The sequence below is a fragment of the Ensifer sesbaniae genome (assembly GCF_013283665.1).
GTDB lineage: Bacteria > Pseudomonadota > Alphaproteobacteria > Rhizobiales > Rhizobiaceae > Ensifer > Ensifer sesbaniae.
Genome location: NZ_JABEKU010000001.1, coordinates 1996361 through 2015187, shown reverse-complemented (window position 1 = coordinate 2015187; position 18827 = coordinate 1996361). Strand labels below are relative to the sequence as shown.

Below are 18827 nucleotides of genomic sequence, written 5' to 3'. Positions count from 1 at the left end.
GTGATCACCATTGACTGAGCAAAGCACTCCCGGCGGCGGAAAAACTCCGCCAGGCATCGAGCCGATTTCCATCATCGAGGAAATGCAGCGGTCCTATCTCGATTACGCGATGAGCGTCATCGTCAGCCGCGCGCTTCCCGACGTGCGTGACGGTCTGAAACCCGTGCACCGCCGCATCCTCTACGGGATGAGCGAGCTCGGCATCGACTGGAACAAGAAATACGTCAAATGCGCCCGCGTCACCGGGGACGTGATGGGTAAGTATCACCCGCACGGCAACGCCGCGATCTACGACGCGCTTGCACGCATGGCGCAGGATTGGTCTCTGCGCCTGCCGCTGATCGATGGCCAGGGCAACTTCGGTTCCGTCGACGGCGACCCGCCGGCAGCGGAACGCTACACCGAATGCCGCCTGCAGAAGGCAGCGCATTCCCTGCTCGACGACCTCGACAAGGAAACGGTCGACTTCCGCGACAACTATGACGGCACCCTGCAGGAGCCGTCCGTCGTTCCCGCGAAGTTCCCGAACCTGCTCGTCAACGGCGCCGGCGGCATCGCCGTCGGCATGGCGACGAACATCCCGCCGCACAATCTCGTCGAAGTCATCGACGGTTGCGCCGCGCTGATCGACAATCCGGCGATCGAATTGCCGGAACTGATGGAAATCATCCCTGGGCCGGACTTCCCGACCGGCGCGCTGATCCTCGGCCGCTCCGGCATCCGCTCGGCCTACGAGACCGGTCGCGGCTCGGTCATCATGCGCGGCCGCGCCCATATCGAGCCGATGCGCGGCGACCGCGAGCAGATCATCATCACCGAGATCCCGTTCCAGGTGAACAAGGCGACGATGATCGAGAAGATGGCCGAACTGGTGCGCGAGAAGCGCATCGAGGGCATCTCGGATCTGCGCGACGAATCCGACCGTCAGGGCTATCGCGTCGTCATCGAACTGAAGCGCGACGCCAATGCCGACGTCATCCTGAACCAGCTCTACCGCTATACGCCGCTGCAGACCTCGTTTGGCTGCAACATGGTGGCGCTGAACGGCGGCAAGCCCGAGCACATGACGCTGCTCGACATGCTCAGGGCCTTCGTTTCGTTCCGCGAAGAAGTCGTTAGCCGGCGCACGAAATACCTGCTGCGCAAGGCGCGCGACCGGGCCCATGTGCTCGTCGGTCTCGCCATCGCGGTCGCCAATATCGACGAAATCATCAAGCTCATCCGCCATGCGCCAGACCCGCAGACAGCGCGCGAGCAACTGATGGAGCGTCGCTGGCCGGCCCATGACGTCGAGAGCCTCATTCGCCTGATCGACGACCCGCGTCACCGCATCAACGAGGACGGCACCTACAACCTCTCGGAAGAGCAGGCCCGCGCCATCCTCGACCTGCGCCTGCAGCGCCTGACCGCGCTCGGCCGCGATGAAATCGGCGACGAACTCAACAAGATCGGCGAGGAAATCAAGGATTACCTCGACATCCTGTCGTCGCGCCTGCGCATCATGTCGATCGTCAAGGAAGAGCTCATCGCCATCCGCGACGAGTTCGGCACACCGCGCCGCACCGAGATCATGGAAGGCGGCCCGGACATGGACGATGAGGACCTCATTGCCCGTGAAGACATGGTCGTGACCGTCTCGCATCTCGGCTACATCAAGCGCGTGCCGTTGACGACCTACCGGGCGCAGCGTCGCGGCGGCAAGGGCCGTTCGGGCATGGCGACCAGGGACGAGGATTTTGTTACCCGGCTATTCGTTGCCAATACCCACACGCCGGTTCTGTTCTTCTCCTCGCGTGGCATCGTCTACAAGGAGAAGGTCTGGCGCCTGCCGATCGGCACGCCGCAGTCACGCGGCAAGGCGCTGATCAACATGCTGCCGCTGGAGCCCGGCGAACGCATCACCACCATCATGCCGTTGCCGGAGGACGAGGCGACCTGGGAAAACCTCGACGTCATGTTCTCGACGACCCGAGGCACGGTTCGCCGCAACAAGCTGTCGGACTTCGTCCAGGTCAACCGCAACGGTAAGATCGCGATGAAGCTCGAGGAAGAGGGCGACGAGATCCTGTCCGTCGACACGTGCACGGAGCATGACGACGTCATGCTGACGACGGCGCTCGGCCAGTGCATCCGCTTCCCGGTCGACGACGTGCGCGTCTTTGCCGGCCGCAACTCGATCGGCGTTCGTGGCATCAACCTCGGCGACGGCGACCGCATCATCTCGATGGCGATCCTTGGCCATGTCGACGCCGAACCGTGGGAGCGCGCTGCCTATCTGAAGCGTGCGGCGGCAGAACGGCGCGCGACGAACGGCGACGAGGAAGAAATCGCGCTGGTCGGCGAGGATGTCACCGATGGCGGCGAGCTTTCGAACGAACGCTACGAGGAGCTCAAGGCACGCGAACAGTTCGTGCTGACGGTCTCGGCCAAGGGCTTCGGCAAGCGCTCGTCATCCTACGACTTCCGCACCTCCGGTCGTGGCGGCAAGGGCATCCGTGCCACCGATACGTCGCGGACCGCGGAAATCGGCGAACTGGTTGCAGCCTTCCCGATCGAAGACAACGACCAGATCATGCTCGTCTCCGATGGCGGCCAGTTGATCCGCGTTCCGATCAATGGCGTCCGGCTTGCGAGCCGCGCGACCAAGGGCGTCACCATCTTCTCGACCGCCAAGGACGAGAAGGTCGTTTCGGTCGAGCGCATCAGCGAGCCAGACGGCGAAGACGAAGGCGAGGAGGCAGCGGTCGACAACGGCGTGCCGGAAACGCCAGCCGAATCCGAGGGCTAACCGCCACGCGATCGACTAACCCAAGAAATTTGAGAGCCCGTCATCTTGGCGGGCTCTTCTCTTGTCTGATTTGAAGCTGCCCTTCGCGACGATCGCAAACTTGCTGAAGGAAGCGGGGTCTGTTGGGCGCGATCCGCGCTCGTGCTCGACACGGTGGACGCGGATGGAGGCGATGTCTCCATCGTCAGGCGGGCAACCACTGCGCTAGGCGGAAGCATCGCCGTCCTCTGCCGCAGGTGCCGCTCCGCGAATGTAGTCGCGCAGCCCCTTGGCCAGTGCGTCGAACGTGACGCGGCAGCGCGGCGCCGACTTCAGGTTCTCGTGCATTACCAGCCAAGTATCGAGTTTCATCTCGAAGAGGCCCGGCAGCACCGGGAGAAGATTGGGGTCGCGCGCCGCCAGGCCGTTCTGGCAGATGCCGATGCCGAAGCCGGCGCGGATCGCGGCCAATTGGGCAAGGTTGCTGTCAGCCTTCAGCGCAAAGCCTGCCGGCGGCAGTTCGGGCGAGCGCGCGATGATCGCCCGGATTGCCGCGGTTTCCCGGTCGTAGCCGATCAGGCTGTGATCGGCGAGATCGGTCAGTGCCTGAGGCATACCGCGCCGCGCGATGTAACGGCGGTGGGCGTGAAAGCTGATGGGGACGACGCCGAGGTGGCGGGCGATCAAGGCATCCTGCGCCGGCGCGACCATGCGCACCGCGATATCCGCCTCCTGGCGCAACAGATCTTCGACCGCATCGGAGGCGGAGAGTTCGATCGTCAGTTCCGGATAGTCCTCGTGCAGTTGCGCCAGGATCGGCGGCAGGACCTCGATGCCGATGACCTCGCTGGCACTGATGCGCACCGTACCGCTGACGGCATCACGCTGGCTGGACGCGGCCCGCAGGAGCGCCGCCGATGTCGCGGAAAGCGTCTCGGCATAGGGCCTGAGCGCCAGCGCGGCTTCGGTCGGCAGCAGGCCGTGCGGAGACCGCACGAAGAGCGGATAACCAAGGGATGCTTCCATCGCATCTATGTGCCGGCCGATGGTCGGCTGCGTCAGGCCGAGCTCGCGGGCGGCCGCGGACAGCGATCCCTCCCGCAACACCGCGAGAAAGCTTCTGTAGAAATCCCAGCTCAAATCCAGTTTGCTCATACATTTCAGTATATCCGCTCAAAGATGTTCGGCAATTCCGTTTAGCTCCATGATGCGTGATCCTCTGTTCATCGAAATGGATGGAGCGTGACATGATCGGGACGCAGGAAAGAACAAGGATCGCACTGGTGCTCGGGGCGACGGGCGGTATTGGCAGCGCCGTCGCGCGCGGGCTTGACAGCCGCGGCTGGCAGGTGCGCGCCTTGAACCGAAACGCCGAGAAGGCGGCGCGGGCGGAGCCGGCACTCGACTGGCGGCAGGGCGATGCCATGAGCACGCGGGATGTCCGCGCCGCGGCCGAAGGCGTCGATCTGATCGTGCACGCCGTCAATCCGCCCGGCTACCGCAATTGGGGCACCCTGGTGCTGCCGATGCTCGACAGCATCATCGCTGCGGCCAAGGCCACAGGGGCGCGCATCCTGCTGCCGGGAACGATCTACAATTTCGGCCGCGATGCCTTTCCCGTTCTGACGGAGGACGCGCCGCAGAACCCGGATACGGACAAGGGCATGATCCGCAAAGAAATGGAGCGTCGGCTGAAGAATGCGTCCGACGCAGGCGTCGGTGTCATCATCGTCAGGGCAGGCGACTTCTTCGGCCCGGGAGCCGCGAACAACTGGTTCTCGCAAGGACTGGTAAAAGCCGGAAAACCGCTGACGGCGATTTCCTATCCCGGCCGCGAAGGCACTTCGCACCAGTGGGCCTATCTGCCCGACGTGGCGGAAACCATGATCCGTCTCGTCGAGCGTGCCGAGAACCTGCCGCGCTTTGCCGTCTATCACATGCGCGGCTTCCTCGACCGCAACGGCACAGAGATGGTGGCGGCGATCCGCCGTGCGGTCGGTAAGCCGGAGCTACCGGTGCGGGCGTTCCCCTGGTTGCTGATCGGCCTTGCCTCGCCCTTCGTCCCGCTCTTCAGGGAATTGCGCAAGATGCGCTACGTTTGGCGCGAACCGCTGAGGATGCCGAACGATCGGCTGCTTGCCGTTCTCGGTGAAGAGCCGCACACGCCGATCGACGAGGCGGTAGCGACGACGCTCAGGGGACTCGGCTGCCTGCCGGTAGAGGCAGCCGCGCGCCCGAACGCCGGCGATCGCGTTGCCGCGTGATCAGTTCTTGAAGACGAGGCAGGCGCCGCCGCTCTTGCGGATGGTGGTGCAGAGCTTGTTCGCTTCCGCTTGGGTCTCGCGGCCGATGCGCGCGGCGTAGCGAATCCTGAGGCCAAAGCTGGCATTGCGCTCCCTAAGCAACAAAGGCTTCTCGCTTCGGATCGATTCCGGCAGGCGCTTGACCGCGTTCACGAACAGTCGCTGCGCTACCGATTTTTGGAAGTGCGCGGCGAGCTGTACGCCCCAGGGCGCCCATTCGGCTTCGTCGATCACCTCGATATCGCGAAGGTTGCGGGTACTGGCCAGCGCCACGCAGCCATCCAGGAAGGTCTTGTTCTTGTCGAGCGTCAGATCGAGGATTTTTGGAGGATTGTCGCGCCAGTCCTCGACGCTGTAGGCGGTGATCGCGAGCACGTAGTTGCGGGTTTCGGCCGGCAGCCAATCGACCTCGAGGAACCGCTCCAGCCCGTTTTCTCCGGCATTGTAGGCAGCGGCGGCAAAGCCGAGATTGCCGTAACGCGACTTGAGCTCGTTCAGATATTCCGCCGATTTTCCCAGTGCCTCGACGGCATCGAAGCTGTTGTTGAGTCCCCGCAGCTTCGCCGTTCCCGGCATGAACTGCGCGATCCCTTCGGCGCCCTTGGGGCTGACCGCATTCGGCCGGAACAGGCTTTCGCGCCAGATCAGGCGGGCGAAGAAGGCGGAAGGCAGGTCGTTCGCCGTCGCGTAATGATCGATCACGCCGCAGACGTCGCGGGCGAAATTCTCCTTGCTGATGCAGAGTGCCTGCGCGGGGTCTTTGGCCGACCGCCCCGAATAGACGCATTTCGGGCCAGGGGCGAGGTCGTCGATACGAGCAGCCGCCGATCCCGCGACGAAAACGGGTGCGCTGACAAGCAGCGCCAGCGCCGCTCTCGCGACCCGTGACCAAGCGACCGATCTCACTGTCCGCCGAAGACTCACGTTGCTGCGTTCCAGAAACACGCCTTATGCGTTCATAGCATCTCCAATCGCCTCGACAAGCGGTCATTGTCGAGGCGGATGCCGGAGCCTAGCGTGGCGAGCCCGTCCGAAGCACCAGTTGCATGAATGTGAGATCGAGCCAGCGGCCGAATTTCGTGCCGACCTCGCGCATGCGGCCGGTATCGACAAAACCCAGTTGGGCGTGAAGGCGGATCGAGGCCGTGTTTTCCGATTCGATGCCTGCGATCATCACATGCTTGCCCAGCCGTTCCGCTTCGGCGATCAGCGCGACCATGAGTTTGCGGCCGATGCCGCCACCGCGACGATCCTTGCGAACGTAGACGGAATGCTCCACCGTGTGGCGATAGCCATCGAAGGCGCGCCAATCGCCGAACGAGGCATAGCCGACGATATCTCCCTCGTCGGAGACGGCGACCAGCACCGGATAGCCTGCGTCCGCACGGGCTTTCAGCCAGCCCGCCCGATTGGCGACATCGACCAGGGTCTCGTTCCAGATCGCCGTCGTGTTCGCGACGGCGTCGTTGTAGATCTCGCAGATGGCTGGCAGATCGTCTTGGATGGCCGCCCTGATCAACATGCTTGCTCCTCGCATTCGTCCACTATATGACTACAACATGAATACTAAAGTAGACGGCCTGGATCAACGGCTCAGTGAACGAATTCGTCTCGAACGGGAAGCGCGCGGCTGGTCGCTGAGCGAACTTTCAGAGCGCTCCGGTGTCTCGCGCGCAATGATCCACAAGGTCGAGCGGGGCGACAGCAGCCCGACGGCGACATTGCTCGCAAAGCTTGCGGGCGCGTTCGGCCTGACCATGTCCAGCCTGATCGCGCGAGCGGAGATGAGTCAGGGCCGGCTGTCGCGACGGCGGGATCAATCGGTGTGGCGCGATCCGCAAACGGGATATCTTCGGCGCCACGTTTCACCGATGTCGGACCTGCCGCTCGAACTTGTCGAGGTCGAGCTTCCGGCCAGCGCCGAGGTGCCGATCCCGGCATCCGCCTATGCGCTTCATCGTCGATGGATATGGGTGAAACAAGGCAGCCTCACCTTTGTGGAGGGCCCTGAGACCCACGTTCTTGGCGAGGGGGACTGCCTGGAACTCGGGCCGCCGCAGGATTGCGTCTTCCGCAACGCCGGCAGCGAGGCGTGCATTTATGCCGTCATCCTGTTGAGGACCGGCTGAGCTTAGCGATCGAGCTCGGCGATTGCGATCTCGGCCATCGTCAGATCGCTCTCGACGCCGAAGTCGTCACCGTCCTCCAGGAACCAGGCAGCGGAAAGCCCGGAATAGGCCAGCACCCAATTGAGGATGCGCCGCGGCTGAAGGCCCGTCTCCTCGGCAACGATCGGCAGATGCCGTTGCAGCCGGCCAGGAGCGGTGACCAAAGGGAGCTCCGGATTGCAGAACAGGTTGGCATAGTCGTAGCCGCGGTCGCCGAATACGCGCTTTGGATCGATCGCCAGCCAGCCGCGGTCGCCGAAATCGAGGATGTTGGCGTGGTGCACGTCGCCATGAAGCACGACGGGCGGTTCCGGATCGGCAAACAGGCCCTTCGCCGCCTCCAGCGCACGCGCAAACAGACCACCTTGGGCAGGGGCGGCGGCTTCCAGCGAGGCGAACCATTTGTCGAGCGGGACGAGATCCTGCGGAACGGGCGTCAAACGCGGCGCATGCAGTTCCGCAACCGTGCGGCAGATGATGCGCGTCGCGTCTTGATCGCTTCCCGTCATTGCCATGTGGAACAGGTTGCGCTGGCTATCCGTGCGCTCCATCAGTACGGCTTCGCCGTCGGATTCATAGACCTTTGCGGCGCCTTGCCCGTTCCAGTAGAGCATCGGCAGGCGACCGAATTTTTCTTCGGGATCCTGCGCGACCTTCAGCATCGCCTGGCGGTTGCGATAGCGGACGGGATGAAGATGGCTGGAGGGCGTGACGATAATTTCGCCGTCCGGCTGCAATGACCATTTTTCAAAATATAAAGAAAACATAAGAGGTTGATTTCCCAATGGACAAATGCCCCGCCGAGGCGACGGGGCATGGGGCCATGTGGGAGCGTCAGGCGACCTGTTCAAGGGCCGGATAGTCGGTGTAGCCCTTGGCGCCGCCGCCATAAAAGGTTGCCTGGTCCGGCGTGTTGAGCGGCGCGTCGCGCTTCAGCCGCTCGACGAGATCCGGATTGGCGATGAACGATTTGCCGAAAGCGACGAGATCGGCTTCGCCGTCCCTGACCGTCTTCACCGCCAGCGCCTTGTCATAACCATTGTTCGTCATCCAGGCAGCCTTGCCGCCGGCCGTCACATAGGCGGAACGCAGCGCGTCGTAGTCGAACGGCCGGTCGCCCTGCTGGTGGTCGCGCGGGCCGCCCGTCGCGCCCTCGATGATGTGGATATAGGCGAGGGGATAACGGGCGAGGTTCGCGACGACATAGCCGAAGAGCGATTGCGGTTCGGGATCGAACGCGTCGTTGGCCGGTGTTACCGGCGAAAGACGGATGCCGACGCGGCCAGCGCCGATTTCCTTCGTCACCGCATCCATGACCTCAAACAGGAAGCGAGCCCGGTTCTCGATCGAACCGCCGTAGGAATCCGTCCGATGGTTCGATCCGGAGCGCAGGAACTGATCGATGAGATAGCCGTTGGCCGCGTGGATCTCGATGCCGTCGAAGCCGGCATCGATCGCGGCGCGCGCAGCCTTGCGGTAGTCTTCGACGATACCTTCGATCTCGCCAATTTCCAGCGCGTGCGGCTCGGAGGTTTCGGCAAAGGAGCCGGTGCCATCCGGATTGATCAGATAGGTCTTGGATTTGGCGCGGATTGCGGACGGCGCAACCGGCTTGAGACCGTTCGGCTGCAGCGAATTGTGCGAGATACGGCCGACATGCCACATCTGCACGACGATCCGGCCACCTTTCGCATGCACTGCATCCGTCACCTTGCGCCAGCCTTCCAGCGCCTCCGGCGTATAGAGGCCCGGCACGTCGGCATAGCCCTGACCCTGCTGTGTGATTGCCGTTCCCTCGGTAATCAGCAAGCCGGCCGTTGCACGCTGCTCATAATAGGTGACGTTCAGTGTGTTCGGTACGGCGCCGGGAGAACGATTGCGCGTCAGCGGCGCCATGACGATGCGGTTCTTCAGCGGGATATCGCCGATGGTGATGGGGTCGAAAAGCGAGGCCATGTGAGGTCCTTTCATGGAGGTCTGTTTGGGAGGTCTGCTTGGGAGGTGTTGCGGTTCAGAGGTCGCCGATGCTCTTGAGGAAGGCGGCAATCGTCTCTTCGTCACGACGATAGAAGATCCACTGGCCGACCCGGCGCGTTGTCACGAGGCCGGCGCGCTGAAGTACCGCGAGGTGCGAGGAAACGGTCGACTGCGACAGGCCGCAGCGTTCGAACTGACCGGCGCATACGCCGATATCGAACGGATGCTCCTGCGTCGGGAAATGGAGCTGAGGCTCTTTCAGCCAGGCGAGGATGTTCACCCGCACTGGATGGGCAAGCGCTTTCAATATCTCGTCTCGGTCCATTGCATATCGCCATATCGAGTTTTATCGATAGATGTATCGTGAAAGCACGATATTCAAATCACAAGGCCGTGAGCATCGGCGAGGGCAAAAAAAAGGACCTCAAGAAACTTGGGCCCTTGTAGTTGTGAAGGTAATGAGAACCTCCAGAGGGGAACAGCTAATGCGGTGGCGGGGAGGAGAAGCCACCAAGAATGCATCAGCTGCAATTTGATATGGGAAGCGAACTACCGACTTTCAATAGTCGGCTGTGATTTTCGTCACGGTTCGCCCGCATCTAACAGTAGACAAAAAAAGAGGGCCACAAGATGACTTGGGCCCTTATAAGTTGTGAAGGTAATTTAAACCTCCAGAGGGGAACAGCTGCTGCGGTGGCACTGGGAGGAGAAGCCACCAAAGATGCATCAGCTGAGTTTGGTATGCTGCTTTTTTGGGCGGGCAACAATCATTTAATATGCATGACAGCCATGTCATCTGTGCATCCCTGCACATTATTGCATCGCACAACAAAAATGCGCCGCACAAAATCGAGGAAGCGTTCAAAATATCGCAGCAAAAACAGCTAGTTATGGAAGAAACCAAGAAATGCCCACAAAAAGAGCATTTGCAGATCGGCGTCAGAAATTCCAGTTCCGCGCTTTGGCGACGATGTAATCGCGGAAGACCTTGAGCTTCGCAGCGTTCTTCATCTCGTCGGGATAGCAAAAATAGGTATCGAACGACGGGATGTCGGCACTGATCGGAAGCTGGATGAGGCCGGGGTCGCGGCCGACGATATAGTCCGGCAGCATGGCGATGCCGATGCCCAGCAGGCAGGCGCGCTTGATCGAGGTCTGGCTGTTGATTTGCAGGTGCGACACGCGCGGATTGTCGGAATCGCGGCCAGCGATCTCGAGCCAGTTTACGTCGAGCAGATAGTTCGGCGCCGGTTCGCCGAAGGTGATGATGCGGTGATTGTCGAGGTCGTTGATCGACTGCGGTTCACCGTACTTGTTGATGTAGGACGGCGCGGCGTAGACGTGCATATGCACGGTGAAGAGCTTGCGCTGAATCAGGTCCGACTGCTGCGGCTGGCGCAGCCGAATGGCGCAGTCCGCATGGCGCATGTTCACGTCGAGCTCTTCGTTGTCGAGGATGAGCTGGACCTGCACGTCCGGATGCAGCGACATGAATTCCTGGATCTTGTCCGTGAGCCAGCCCTGGCCGAGACCGACGGTCGTGGTGATGCGCAGCTTGCCGCTCGGCTTGTCGGTGGTCTCGCTGAGCTGAATCTTGACGCTTTCGAGCTTCATCAGCACTTCGTGCGCCGTGCGGTAGAGGATTTCGCCCTGTTCGGTCAGGATCAGGCCGCGCGCATGACGGTGAAACAGCTTGATGCCAACGTCCTGTTCAAGCGAACTCACCTGCCGGCTGATCGCCGACTGGGAGAGATGGAGCTTGTCTGCCGCATGCGTGAACGACCCAGCCTCGGCCGCCGCGTGAAAAATGCGCAGTTTGTCCCAGTCCAGCGACATGAAGTCCCCCATATGAAACCACTCCGGGAGACGGGGTCCTGTCTCCCGGATGTGGCTGATGCGTCTGTTCCCACACGGGGAGGTGCCTCAGGACACCCGCCCCGATTCGCAGCTTCTATTCGGCTGCAATTGCGACGGGCATATGACCCGCCAGGTATTTCTCGGCCTCGAGCGCTGCCATGCAGCCCATGCCGGCCGCCGTCACCGCCTGACGATAGATGTCGTCCGTCACGTCGCCTGCGGCAAAAACGCCGGGTACGTCGGTCGCCGTCGAATCGGGCGCGGTCCACAGATAGCCGTTGGACTTTTGCCGAAGCTTGCCTTTGAAAAGTTCGACCGCCGGCGCGTGGCCGATCGCGACGAAAACGCCGTCGGTGACCATGTCCGAGGTCTCGCCGGTCTTGGTGTTGCGCAGCTTCACGCCGTTGACCGAGGCAGGCATCGGCGGCTTCGCCGGAGTACCCAGGTACTCGACGACCTCGTGGTCCCAGATCACTTTGACATTCGGCTTGGCGAACAGGCGCTCCTGCAGGATCTTCTCGGCGCGGAAGGAATCGCGGCGGTGCACGACGGTGACGGTCTTGGCGAGATTCGACAGATACAGCGCCTCTTCCACGGCCGAGTTGCCGCCGCCGACGACGATGACGTCCTTGTTGCGGTAGAAGAAACCGTCGCAGGTGGCGCAGGCCGAGACACCGAAGCCCATGAAGGTGTGTTCGGTCTCGATGCCGAGCCACTTGGCCTTGGCGCCGGTTGCGATGATCAGGGCGTCCGCCGTCCACTCGCTACCGCTGTCGGTCTTGACGCGGAACGGGCGCACGGACAGATCGACGTCGGTCACGAGATCGTTGACGATCTCGGCACCGACATGGGTCGCCTGCTTCAGCATCTGCTCCATCATCCAGGGCCCCTGAACCGGATCGGCATAACCCGGATAGTTTTCCACGTCGGTGGTGATCATCAACTGGCCGCCCTGTTCCAGGCCGGCGATCAGCACCGGCTCGAGCATGGCGCGCGCCGTATAGATGGCGGCGGTATAACCAGCCGGGCCGGAGCCGACGATCAGCACTTTCACGTGACGGGCAGTCATAGTCTTGTCCTTCGTTCACGGGGAGAGGAAACGCTCTCGTCCGATTCCATTGCGTCAATGGGAAATAGTTCCATAGTTTAGGTATTCCCTGCCATGACTTTCAAGGGCGTCCGCCCTGATACACACAAGTGCTTGAGCGCCAAGGCTAGTTTTGCCACCAGATGACGCGTTTGTGCACCAGGTTCGGCCATGCGATCCGATTTGCCGGACCTTGCGCCGCGAGCGGTGCGACGAAGGAATGATCGCCATAGCCGGCCAAGCCTGTGCCGCTTGCGGCGGTCGCGGCCCATTTTTGCGATCCTACCGGTCTCGGCCATGCCATTTTCCCGCGAATAGTCGGCGCGACTGCTTGTTGTCCAGCGGGTTTGGCGATATTTCACGCGGATTCACTTTGCTGGAGAAGCATATGGGGTTGAATGCCGGCCGTGCTTGGTTCCATCGCGAAGGCGCTGCGCCCGGCCACGCACCGACTCGAGACGACCTCGCCCTTGGAGAGCGCGCCTTGCCGAAAATCTCGACAGAGATGATCGCGGCTGCGCCGGGATAGGGGACCAGTCAGCGTCGCCGGCCATCGGGCCAGCCCAACCATCAGCAAATACAAGGTTTTCGACTTTGCCCTCGCGCATAAAGTCGCCACGCAAAAAGGACGAACGTTCATGACGAAACAAGTCGAGCTCGACGCAATCGATCTCAAGATCCTTCGCGAGCTCCAGCGTGATGGCCGGATGACCAATGTCGATCTCGCCCAACGGGTCGGCATCTCTGCGCCGCCCTGCCTCAGGCGCGTGCGCAAGCTCGAAGAAACCGGCGTCATCAAGGGCTATCACGCGCTCCTGAACGCGCCGGCCCTCGGCTTCGATCTCGTCGCCTTCTGCATGGTGGGCCTCAAGCGCCAGTCGGAAACCGATCTCAAGGCCTTCGCTGCCGCCACGGCCGAATGGCAGATTGTCCGCCAGGCCTGGACAGTTTCCGGCGAAAGCGACTTCCTGCTGCATTGTGTCGCCGAGAACCTGACAACTTTCCAGGATTTCGTCATCGAAGTGCTGACGGCCAACGAACGGGTCGACACGGTGCGCACGATGCTGACCATTCGCCAGGTCAAGGATATCGGCCTCGTCCAGATCTAAGGCCCGCCCATGAGCAAGCTTCCGCTTTCCGCCTTCATCATCTGCCAGAACGAAGAAGCCTATCTCGGCAATTGCATCGAGAGCCTCGATCAATGCGCGGAAATCGTCATCGTCGACTCCGGCTCGACCGACGGCACGCCGGCACTCGTGCAATCCTATATCGACAAGGGCTGGCCGATCCGCTTCCTGCACGAGCCGTGGCGGGGTTATGCCGGTCAGAAGCAATTCGCCCTCGATCAATGCACGCAGCCGTGGTGCCTCAACATCGATTCCGACGAGCGCCTGGACGGGCCGCTGAAGGCGCTGCTGCCATCGCTGCTCGAGGCACCGGCGGAGACGGTCGGCTGGCGCGTTGCCCGCAGGCCCTATCTGATCGGCTACGGCTACACGCCAGAGCGCGTGCACGAAAGGCGGAACCTCAGGCTGATCCGCCAGGGCAGGGGACGCTACGACCTCAACCAGAAGGTCCATGAGGGTATCGTGCCGGATGGTGCCGTCGGCGCTGCCCGCAAGGGCAGCCTGCTTCACTACCGGCCGTTGATCATCGACGAGCAGATCCTCAAGGAAAACAAATACTCGACGCTCAAGGCAGACCAGCAGTTTGCCGCCGGCAAGTCCGCGCGACCCTACAAGATGCTGTTCAGCCCACCGCTCTATTTCTACCGGCTCTATTTCCGCAACGGCCTTTGGCGCTGCGGTTTTCCGGGCTTCATCGAAGCGATGACGGGGGCCGTCTACGCCTTCCTGACCGCAGCCAAGATCTATCAGAGGCACGCGCTGAAACGCCGTCCGAACCATGACGACATGGATCGGCGCCAGGCCAGCCCGTGAGGTTCCCATGAAAATCATGCACTTTCATTTCGGCAAGGACGGCGGCGCAGAGCGCTTCTTCGTTCATCTGGTCAATGCGCTTGGCGAGCGCGGCGTCGAGCAGACCTCGGTCATCCGGCCCGGGCGCATCTGGCGGAAAGATATCGAAGGTGCGACCCGCATCATCGAAAGCAATTTCCGCAACCTGTCGCTCGACCGGATCCTTCTGCCGATGAAGGTCAGCAGCATGGCGCGCCGCGAGAAGCCGGACGCGCTCTTCGCCTGGATGCCGCGCGCAAGCCGCCTCATGCCGAACTACAAGGGCTGCATCAAGATTTCCCGCCTCGGCGACTATCCGCTGCGTCTCGACTATTTCCGCAATACCGATTGTCTCGTCTGCAACACGCCGGGCATTGCCGAACATGTGCGCAAGCTCGGCTGGACGCGCGACGTCGAGGTCATCTCCAACTTCACCGGTACCGAGCGGGTCGCCTCCGTCAGCCGGGCAACACTTGATACGCCGGAGAACGCGCCCGTCGTCATGTCGATGGGACGCTTCGTCCCACGCAAGGGATTCCACACGCTGATCCAGGCGATCGCCAAGGTGCCGGACGCCTACCTCTGGCTCGTCGGCGACGGCGAGGAACGTGGAAACCTGGAGAAGCTGGCCGCCGATCTCGGAGTCTCGAAGCGCGTACGCTTTGCGGGCTGGCAGAAGGATACGCGTCCCTTCCTCGCCGCTTCGGACATTTTCGTCATGGCATCGAGCCATGAGCCGCTCGGCAATGTCATCCTCGAGGCCTGGGCCCAGGGCACGCCTGTTGTTTCGAGCCGTTCAGAAGGGCCACAATGGTTCATGCGCGACGGCGAAAACGGCTTGATGGTCGATATCGGCGATGCCGACGGCTTTGCCCAGGCGATTGACAGGATCGCAAACGACACGTCGCTGGGCGAACGCCTTGCCGTACGCGGCCACGAGACGCTGATGAACCAGTTCTCCAAGCAGGCGATCACCGACGCCTATCTGAAGCTTTTCGCCTCGAAGCGCTGAGGTCGCTCTACAGCGCCGCGCGTCCAATCAGACGCGCAAAGGTCGCCGTAGCACTTTGATTTTCTGCATGTCTCCTTAAATCGAGGTCGATTTAAGGAGACATGCAGCAGCACGCGGCCGCCGGCCGCTCAGAAGCGCATCAACCGCTCGTAGACGGCATTGATCGCACGGGCCTCGCCTTCGATCGCGAACGACGCACAGGTCAGCGCCAGGCCATTGGCGCCGGCCGTGGCGCGGCGGCGATCATCGTCCATGAATCCGGCAGTCGCCTCGACCATCGCCTGCAGGTCGTTTGCGGCAATGATCGTGCCGGTTTCCTGCTCACCGACGACGACCAGTTCCGAAAATGCGCCGACATCGGTCGCGACAACCGGTACCCCGGTTGCCATGGCCTCGAGCGGCGTCAGGCCAAAACCTTCCCAGCGTTGCGGTGCGACGAAGAGGTCGAGCGCGCGATACCAATCGGGAATGTTGGTGTGTTCGCCGACGAAACGGATGCGGTCCGTCAGGCCGGCCTTTGCCACACGTTCCTTCAGCTCGTTCTCGAACGCCACATGCGGGCCGGTCGCGCGCCCCGCAACGACTGCGCTCCAGCCCGGCCGGCAAGGGAGCAGCGCGATCATGCTGTCAACGAAGAGATCCGTTCCCTTCTGCTTACGAACCCGCCCGAAGCAGCCGACATATTTCTGCGCGGGGTCGAGGCCGAGCGCGGACTTGGCAGCAGTTGCGTCCACAGGCGGCTGGAAGCGTTTCGTGTCGATACCGTGCAGGATCACCGTGTTCGGCACGTCGAGATAGGCGGCAGTGTTGCCGCTCGTCGCGATCACCGCATCCATCCTGGAGATCAGGAACTTGCTCCAGCCGGTGTGGCGGCGTTGCGAGGCGGACGTGAAGACGATCTTCAGCTTCATGCCGAGCAGGTCGCGCAGCACGATCGCCGGGAGCATCTCGACGTTGCGGCGCGCATGCCAGACCCGGCAGGGCCGACCGTCCGGTGCACTCCACAAGCGCAGGAGATCGCGGAATCGGATCGAGGGCAGGGTGTCCGGCAGTCCCGGGCCGAGCACGGCGATCTTTTCGCCGAGCGCGCGCTGGATCGGAATCAACTGAATAATGGTGGACGTCACGCCCGAGAGGCGGCGCTTGAAATTGGGAGCGATGACTTCGACGTTCCGGATATCGGCCACGAAAGCGCACTCCTTGCGCGAGCAACGATCGTCTTTTGGGAATGAGAGAATGGGGCGAAGGGAGGCTTCGCCCCCGCCGGGGCTGATCAGCCCCAGTTGACCGCGAGAATTTCGTAGGCCTTGGAGCCGCCGGGGGCGTTCACTTCGATGGAATCGCCGACTTCCTTGCCAATCAGGGCGCGCGCGATCGGCGACGAGATCGAGATGCGGCCAGCCTTCACGTCGGCCTCCTGGTCGCCGACGATCTGATAGGTCTTTTCTTCGTCCGTGTCCTCGTCAACGAGCTTGACCTTGGCGCCAAACTTGATCTTGGAGCCGGACATCTTCGAGAGATCAATGACTTCCGCGCGGGCGATCAAGTCTTCGAGCTCGGTGATGCGGCCCTCATTGTGGCTCTGCGCCTCCTTGGCGGCATGGTATTCGGCATTTTCCGACAGGTCGCCATGTGCACGGGCTTCGGCAATCGCCTCGATGATTCGTGGTCGTTCTTCCTGCTGGCGCCAGCGCAGCTCCTCCTGCAGGTTGACGAATCCACCCTGGGTCATCGGCACTTTTTCGACCATTTCATTGTCCTTCATCAAGCACGAGGCGCCGCCCTTCGGGCAGCGCCAACGCAAAAGAAAACGGTCTCCGGCGCGCGAACACCGGAACCGTCCGAAACTTTGAGCCCCGGTTATAGCAGAAACGGAAGCGCGAAAGCCAGATATTTCGCCACCGTCCACCGAAGGCGACAAACCACCCGCAACTTGTAGACGAACAAAACCGGTGGCAAGTTTCGCAGAAACCGCTTTACCTCAACTGTGGTTGAGGTCGTATCAGAATTGCTCCTGCAGTATATCAAAGAGGAAGCAAGGGGCATGGATCTGGCCAAGGACCACGATATCAAGGCGGACCTGGACGCGGGGTCGCACGAGGACGGGCGCTGGAGCGAACTGCTCCGGCCAGGCTATCTGGCGGCAACGGTGACGCTCTGCCTTGGGGTCGCACTTTTTGCGTTCAATGAATTTTTCATAGCGACGGCACTACCGACGGCTGTCGCGGACATCGGCGGCGCCACGCTGCTTTCCTGGGCGGTCACGCTCTATCTCGTCTTCGCGATTCTCGGCGGGGCGGTTGCGGCCAATCTGAAGGCAAGGTTCGGCGCCCGCGGCACGCTGATTGCAGCCGCCATCGTATTTGTCGGCGGAACCATGATAGCGACGACCGCGAGCAGCATGCCGCAGGTGCTCGCCGGCCGGGTGTTCCAGGGATTCGGCGAGGGTATCATCGCCGCGGTCTGCTATGCGCTGATCCCGGAGCTCTTTCCGCCGCGGCTGGTGCCGAAGGTCTTCGGAGCCGAAGCAATCGTCTGGGCGATGGCGGCCTTCGGCGGTCCGCTCGTCTCCGGATTCGTTACGGAACATTGGTCCTGGCGGGCGGCCTTCGGCGTCAACGTCCCGGCCGCGGCAATCTTCGTCGCCCTCGTCCTCGCCATCGTGCCGGCCCAAGAGATATCGATCGGCAAATCACGCCCGATCCCGCTCCTGCGGCTGACCGTCGTCGGCACCGGCATATTGCTGATATCGGTTTCAACCACGGCCAGAAGCGTTCCGTTGATGGTCGCCGCATTGGCGACGGCGCTGGCGATCCTCTGGGCTGCGGTCGAGACCGACCGGCGGGCGGCGCATTCGATCTTGCCTGCCGGCGCCTTCGCGCTCACAAAACCGCTCGGTACCGGCCTTTGGGTCGTGCTGTTGATGCCACTGGCGCAAGCGTCCGGCTCCGTCTACCTCATCTATGGTCTGCAGCACGTGTGGAACTTCAGCCCGACCGCTGCCGGATTTTCCGGTGCGCTGATGGCGATCTCCTGGAGCGTGACAGCAATTCTCGTTGCGAGCCTGCACTCGCACAATCTGCGTGTGAAGCTCATTCAGACGGGGCCGGCCCTACTCAGCCTCGGACTCGTCGGCCTGACGATCGCGGTCGCCATTGACGAGTTCCGGCTGGTCTTTCCAAGCCAGATCGCGATCGGCGCCGGCTTCGGAGTCTCCTGGGGGACGCTCAGCCAGTTGATGATGGATGTTTCGCCCCATAGGGAACGTGACAAGACCTCGGCATTTCTGCCGACGCTGCAATCGGCGGGTTACGCCATCGGTGCAGCAATCTGCGGATTGACCGCGAATCTCCAGGGCTTCGACGAGAAGGCAAGCGTCGCCACGATGCACGGGGCACTGTTCGCCGTCTTCATCGTCGCGACCATGATCTCGACGGCATCGCTCTACTTCGGCCTTAGGACCGTCCGGCTTGCCACCAAGCGGTCCGGGCGGAATGCGGCGGGAGCAGCGGTCCGGGCGCTCTCTGGAAACCAAAGCGTCGTGCTTTCAGATGAGTGACGCTTTGGCACTTTGATCCGGAGAGTATCTTTCGGTCCCGCGGCCCGGCCTGGAGCTCTAGAGCGGGATGCGCTCACATGCGTTCGCGTCGCCGCGCTAACCCATTGTTTTTGCCGCATTTGTGCGACGTCAGGTGATT

General features: G+C 62.2%; 17 protein-coding genes. 7 read left to right on the top strand and 10 right to left on the bottom strand.

The features are described 5' to 3' along the window. The first annotated feature begins 10 nt into the window (after positions 1 to 10). On the top strand, positions 11 to 2788 hold the full coding sequence (gene gyrA, locus BHMPCIPO_RS09820) for a DNA gyrase subunit A (RefSeq protein ID WP_173516554.1): 2778 nt from the start codon (positions 11 to 13) through the stop codon (positions 2786 to 2788). Between the two features lie 204 nt (positions 2789 to 2992). Here the strand turns inward: gyrA and BHMPCIPO_RS09815 are convergent, their stop codons facing one another. Further along, positions 2993 to 3922, bottom strand: a complete 930-nt coding sequence (locus tag BHMPCIPO_RS09815; RefSeq protein ID WP_173516553.1) for a LysR family transcriptional regulator — start codon at positions 3920 to 3922, stop codon at positions 2993 to 2995. A gap of 92 nt (positions 3923 to 4014) precedes the next feature. On the opposite strand from BHMPCIPO_RS09815, the gene BHMPCIPO_RS09810 reads away from it, so the two are divergent. Beyond that, positions 4015 to 5031 (top strand): SDR family NAD(P)-dependent oxidoreductase, encoded by a 1017-nt coding sequence (locus BHMPCIPO_RS09810; protein WP_173516552.1) that lies wholly within the window; start codon positions 4015 to 4017, stop codon positions 5029 to 5031. Here the strand turns inward: BHMPCIPO_RS09810 and BHMPCIPO_RS09805 are convergent, their stop codons facing one another. Next, a complete protein-coding gene (locus BHMPCIPO_RS09805; protein ID WP_376741631.1) occupies positions 5032 to 5976 on the bottom strand; it encodes a lytic transglycosylase domain-containing protein in 945 nt (314 codons plus the stop codon). 106 nt (positions 5977 to 6082) lie between these two features. Further along, the gene (locus BHMPCIPO_RS09800) at positions 6083 to 6592 is read right to left on the bottom strand and encodes a GNAT family N-acetyltransferase (protein ID WP_173516551.1); all 510 of its coding nucleotides are present in this window, start codon (positions 6590 to 6592) and stop codon (positions 6083 to 6085) included. Positions 6593 to 6629: 37 nt separating this feature from the next. On the opposite strand from BHMPCIPO_RS09800, the gene BHMPCIPO_RS09795 reads away from it, so the two are divergent. After that, the gene (locus BHMPCIPO_RS09795) at positions 6630 to 7199 is read left to right on the top strand and encodes a helix-turn-helix domain-containing protein (RefSeq protein ID WP_173518132.1); all 570 of its coding nucleotides are present in this window, start codon (positions 6630 to 6632) and stop codon (positions 7197 to 7199) included. Between the two features lie 2 nt (positions 7200 to 7201). On the opposite strand, the gene BHMPCIPO_RS09790 is transcribed toward BHMPCIPO_RS09795, so the two are convergent. The 5 genes from BHMPCIPO_RS09790 to trxB form a co-directional block, all read right to left on the bottom strand. After that, the gene (locus tag BHMPCIPO_RS09790) at positions 7202 to 8005 is read right to left on the bottom strand and encodes an aminoglycoside phosphotransferase family protein (RefSeq protein WP_173516550.1); all 804 of its coding nucleotides are present in this window, start codon (positions 8003 to 8005) and stop codon (positions 7202 to 7204) included. A 67-nt stretch (positions 8006 to 8072) separates the two neighbouring features. Beyond that, positions 8073 to 9194 (bottom strand): alkene reductase, encoded by a 1122-nt coding sequence (locus BHMPCIPO_RS09785; protein WP_173516549.1) that lies wholly within the window; start codon positions 9192 to 9194, stop codon positions 8073 to 8075. 55 nt (positions 9195 to 9249) lie between these two features. Further along, positions 9250 to 9540, bottom strand: coding sequence for an ArsR/SmtB family transcription factor (locus BHMPCIPO_RS09780; protein ID WP_173516548.1), 291 nt, complete (start codon positions 9538 to 9540; stop codon positions 9250 to 9252). A 614-nt stretch (positions 9541 to 10154) separates the two neighbouring features. Then, positions 10155 to 11051 (bottom strand): LysR family transcriptional regulator VtlR, encoded by an 897-nt coding sequence (locus BHMPCIPO_RS09775; protein WP_173518131.1) that lies wholly within the window; start codon positions 11049 to 11051, stop codon positions 10155 to 10157. Positions 11052 to 11166: 115 nt separating this feature from the next. Beyond that, on the bottom strand, positions 11167 to 12141 hold the full coding sequence (gene trxB / locus BHMPCIPO_RS09770) for a thioredoxin-disulfide reductase (RefSeq protein ID WP_173516547.1): 975 nt from the start codon (positions 12139 to 12141) through the stop codon (positions 11167 to 11169). Positions 12142 to 12797: 656 nt separating this feature from the next. Here trxB and BHMPCIPO_RS09765 point away from each other — a divergent pair. From BHMPCIPO_RS09765 to BHMPCIPO_RS09755, 3 genes are read left to right on the top strand one after another with little or no spacing between them, the layout of a single operon-like run. After that, complete coding sequence (locus BHMPCIPO_RS09765; protein WP_065373661.1) at positions 12798 to 13268, top strand: Lrp/AsnC family transcriptional regulator; 471 nt, start codon at positions 12798 to 12800, stop codon at positions 13266 to 13268. 9 nt (positions 13269 to 13277) lie between these two features. Continuing rightward, positions 13278 to 14099, top strand: coding sequence for a glycosyltransferase family 2 protein (locus BHMPCIPO_RS09760; protein WP_173516546.1), 822 nt, complete (start codon positions 13278 to 13280; stop codon positions 14097 to 14099). Positions 14100 to 14106: 7 nt separating this feature from the next. After that, on the top strand, positions 14107 to 15129 hold the full coding sequence (locus BHMPCIPO_RS09755) for a glycosyltransferase (RefSeq protein WP_173516545.1): 1023 nt from the start codon (positions 14107 to 14109) through the stop codon (positions 15127 to 15129). A 128-nt stretch (positions 15130 to 15257) separates the two neighbouring features. Here the strand turns inward: BHMPCIPO_RS09755 and BHMPCIPO_RS09750 are convergent, their stop codons facing one another. Further along, the gene (locus BHMPCIPO_RS09750) at positions 15258 to 16316 is read right to left on the bottom strand and encodes a glycosyltransferase family 4 protein (RefSeq protein WP_173516544.1); all 1059 of its coding nucleotides are present in this window, start codon (positions 16314 to 16316) and stop codon (positions 15258 to 15260) included. Positions 16317 to 16402: 86 nt separating this feature from the next. Then, the gene (greA, locus tag BHMPCIPO_RS09745) at positions 16403 to 16879 is read right to left on the bottom strand and encodes a transcription elongation factor GreA (protein ID WP_077961205.1); all 477 of its coding nucleotides are present in this window, start codon (positions 16877 to 16879) and stop codon (positions 16403 to 16405) included. 294 nt (positions 16880 to 17173) lie between these two features. On the opposite strand from greA, the gene BHMPCIPO_RS09740 reads away from it, so the two are divergent. Next, a complete protein-coding gene (locus BHMPCIPO_RS09740) occupies positions 17174 to 18688 on the top strand; it encodes an MFS transporter (RefSeq protein WP_173516543.1) in 1515 nt (504 codons plus the stop codon). Positions 18689 to 18827 lie beyond the last annotated feature (139 nt).

Bases quoted from the DNA above. Each gene is read 5' to 3' on its own strand.
- BHMPCIPO_RS09760 (WP_173516546.1), top strand. From the start codon at position 13,278: ATGAGCAAGCTTCCGCTTTCCGCCTTCATCATCTGCCAGAACGAAGAA.
- BHMPCIPO_RS09785 (WP_173516549.1), bottom strand. From the start codon at position 9,194: ATGGCCTCGCTTTTCGACCCCATCACCATCGGCGATATCCCGCTGAAG.
- BHMPCIPO_RS09800 (WP_173516551.1), bottom strand. From the start codon at position 6,592: ATGTTGATCAGGGCGGCCATCCAAGACGATCTGCCAGCCATCTGCGAG.
- BHMPCIPO_RS09810 (WP_173516552.1), top strand. From the start codon at position 4,015: ATGATCGGGACGCAGGAAAGAACAAGGATCGCACTGGTGCTCGGGGCG.
- BHMPCIPO_RS09755 (WP_173516545.1), top strand. From the start codon at position 14,107: ATGAAAATCATGCACTTTCATTTCGGCAAGGACGGCGGCGCAGAGCGC.
- trxB (WP_173516547.1), bottom strand. From the start codon at position 12,141: ATGACTGCCCGTCACGTGAAAGTGCTGATCGTCGGCTCCGGCCCGGCT.
- BHMPCIPO_RS09780 (WP_173516548.1), bottom strand. From the start codon at position 9,540: ATGGACCGAGACGAGATATTGAAAGCGCTTGCCCATCCAGTGCGGGTG.
- BHMPCIPO_RS09790 (WP_173516550.1), bottom strand. From the start codon at position 8,005: ATGTTTTCTTTATATTTTGAAAAATGGTCATTGCAGCCGGACGGCGAA.
- BHMPCIPO_RS09795 (WP_173518132.1), top strand. From the start codon at position 6,630: ATGAATACTAAAGTAGACGGCCTGGATCAACGGCTCAGTGAACGAATT.
- BHMPCIPO_RS09765 (WP_065373661.1), top strand. From the start codon at position 12,798: ATGACGAAACAAGTCGAGCTCGACGCAATCGATCTCAAGATCCTTCGC.
- BHMPCIPO_RS09775 (WP_173518131.1), bottom strand. From the start codon at position 11,051: ATGTCGCTGGACTGGGACAAACTGCGCATTTTTCACGCGGCGGCCGAG.
- greA (WP_077961205.1), bottom strand. From the start codon at position 16,879: ATGGTCGAAAAAGTGCCGATGACCCAGGGTGGATTCGTCAACCTGCAG.
- BHMPCIPO_RS09815 (WP_173516553.1), bottom strand. From the start codon at position 3,922: ATGAGCAAACTGGATTTGAGCTGGGATTTCTACAGAAGCTTTCTCGCG.
- BHMPCIPO_RS09740 (WP_173516543.1), top strand. From the start codon at position 17,174: ATGGATCTGGCCAAGGACCACGATATCAAGGCGGACCTGGACGCGGGG.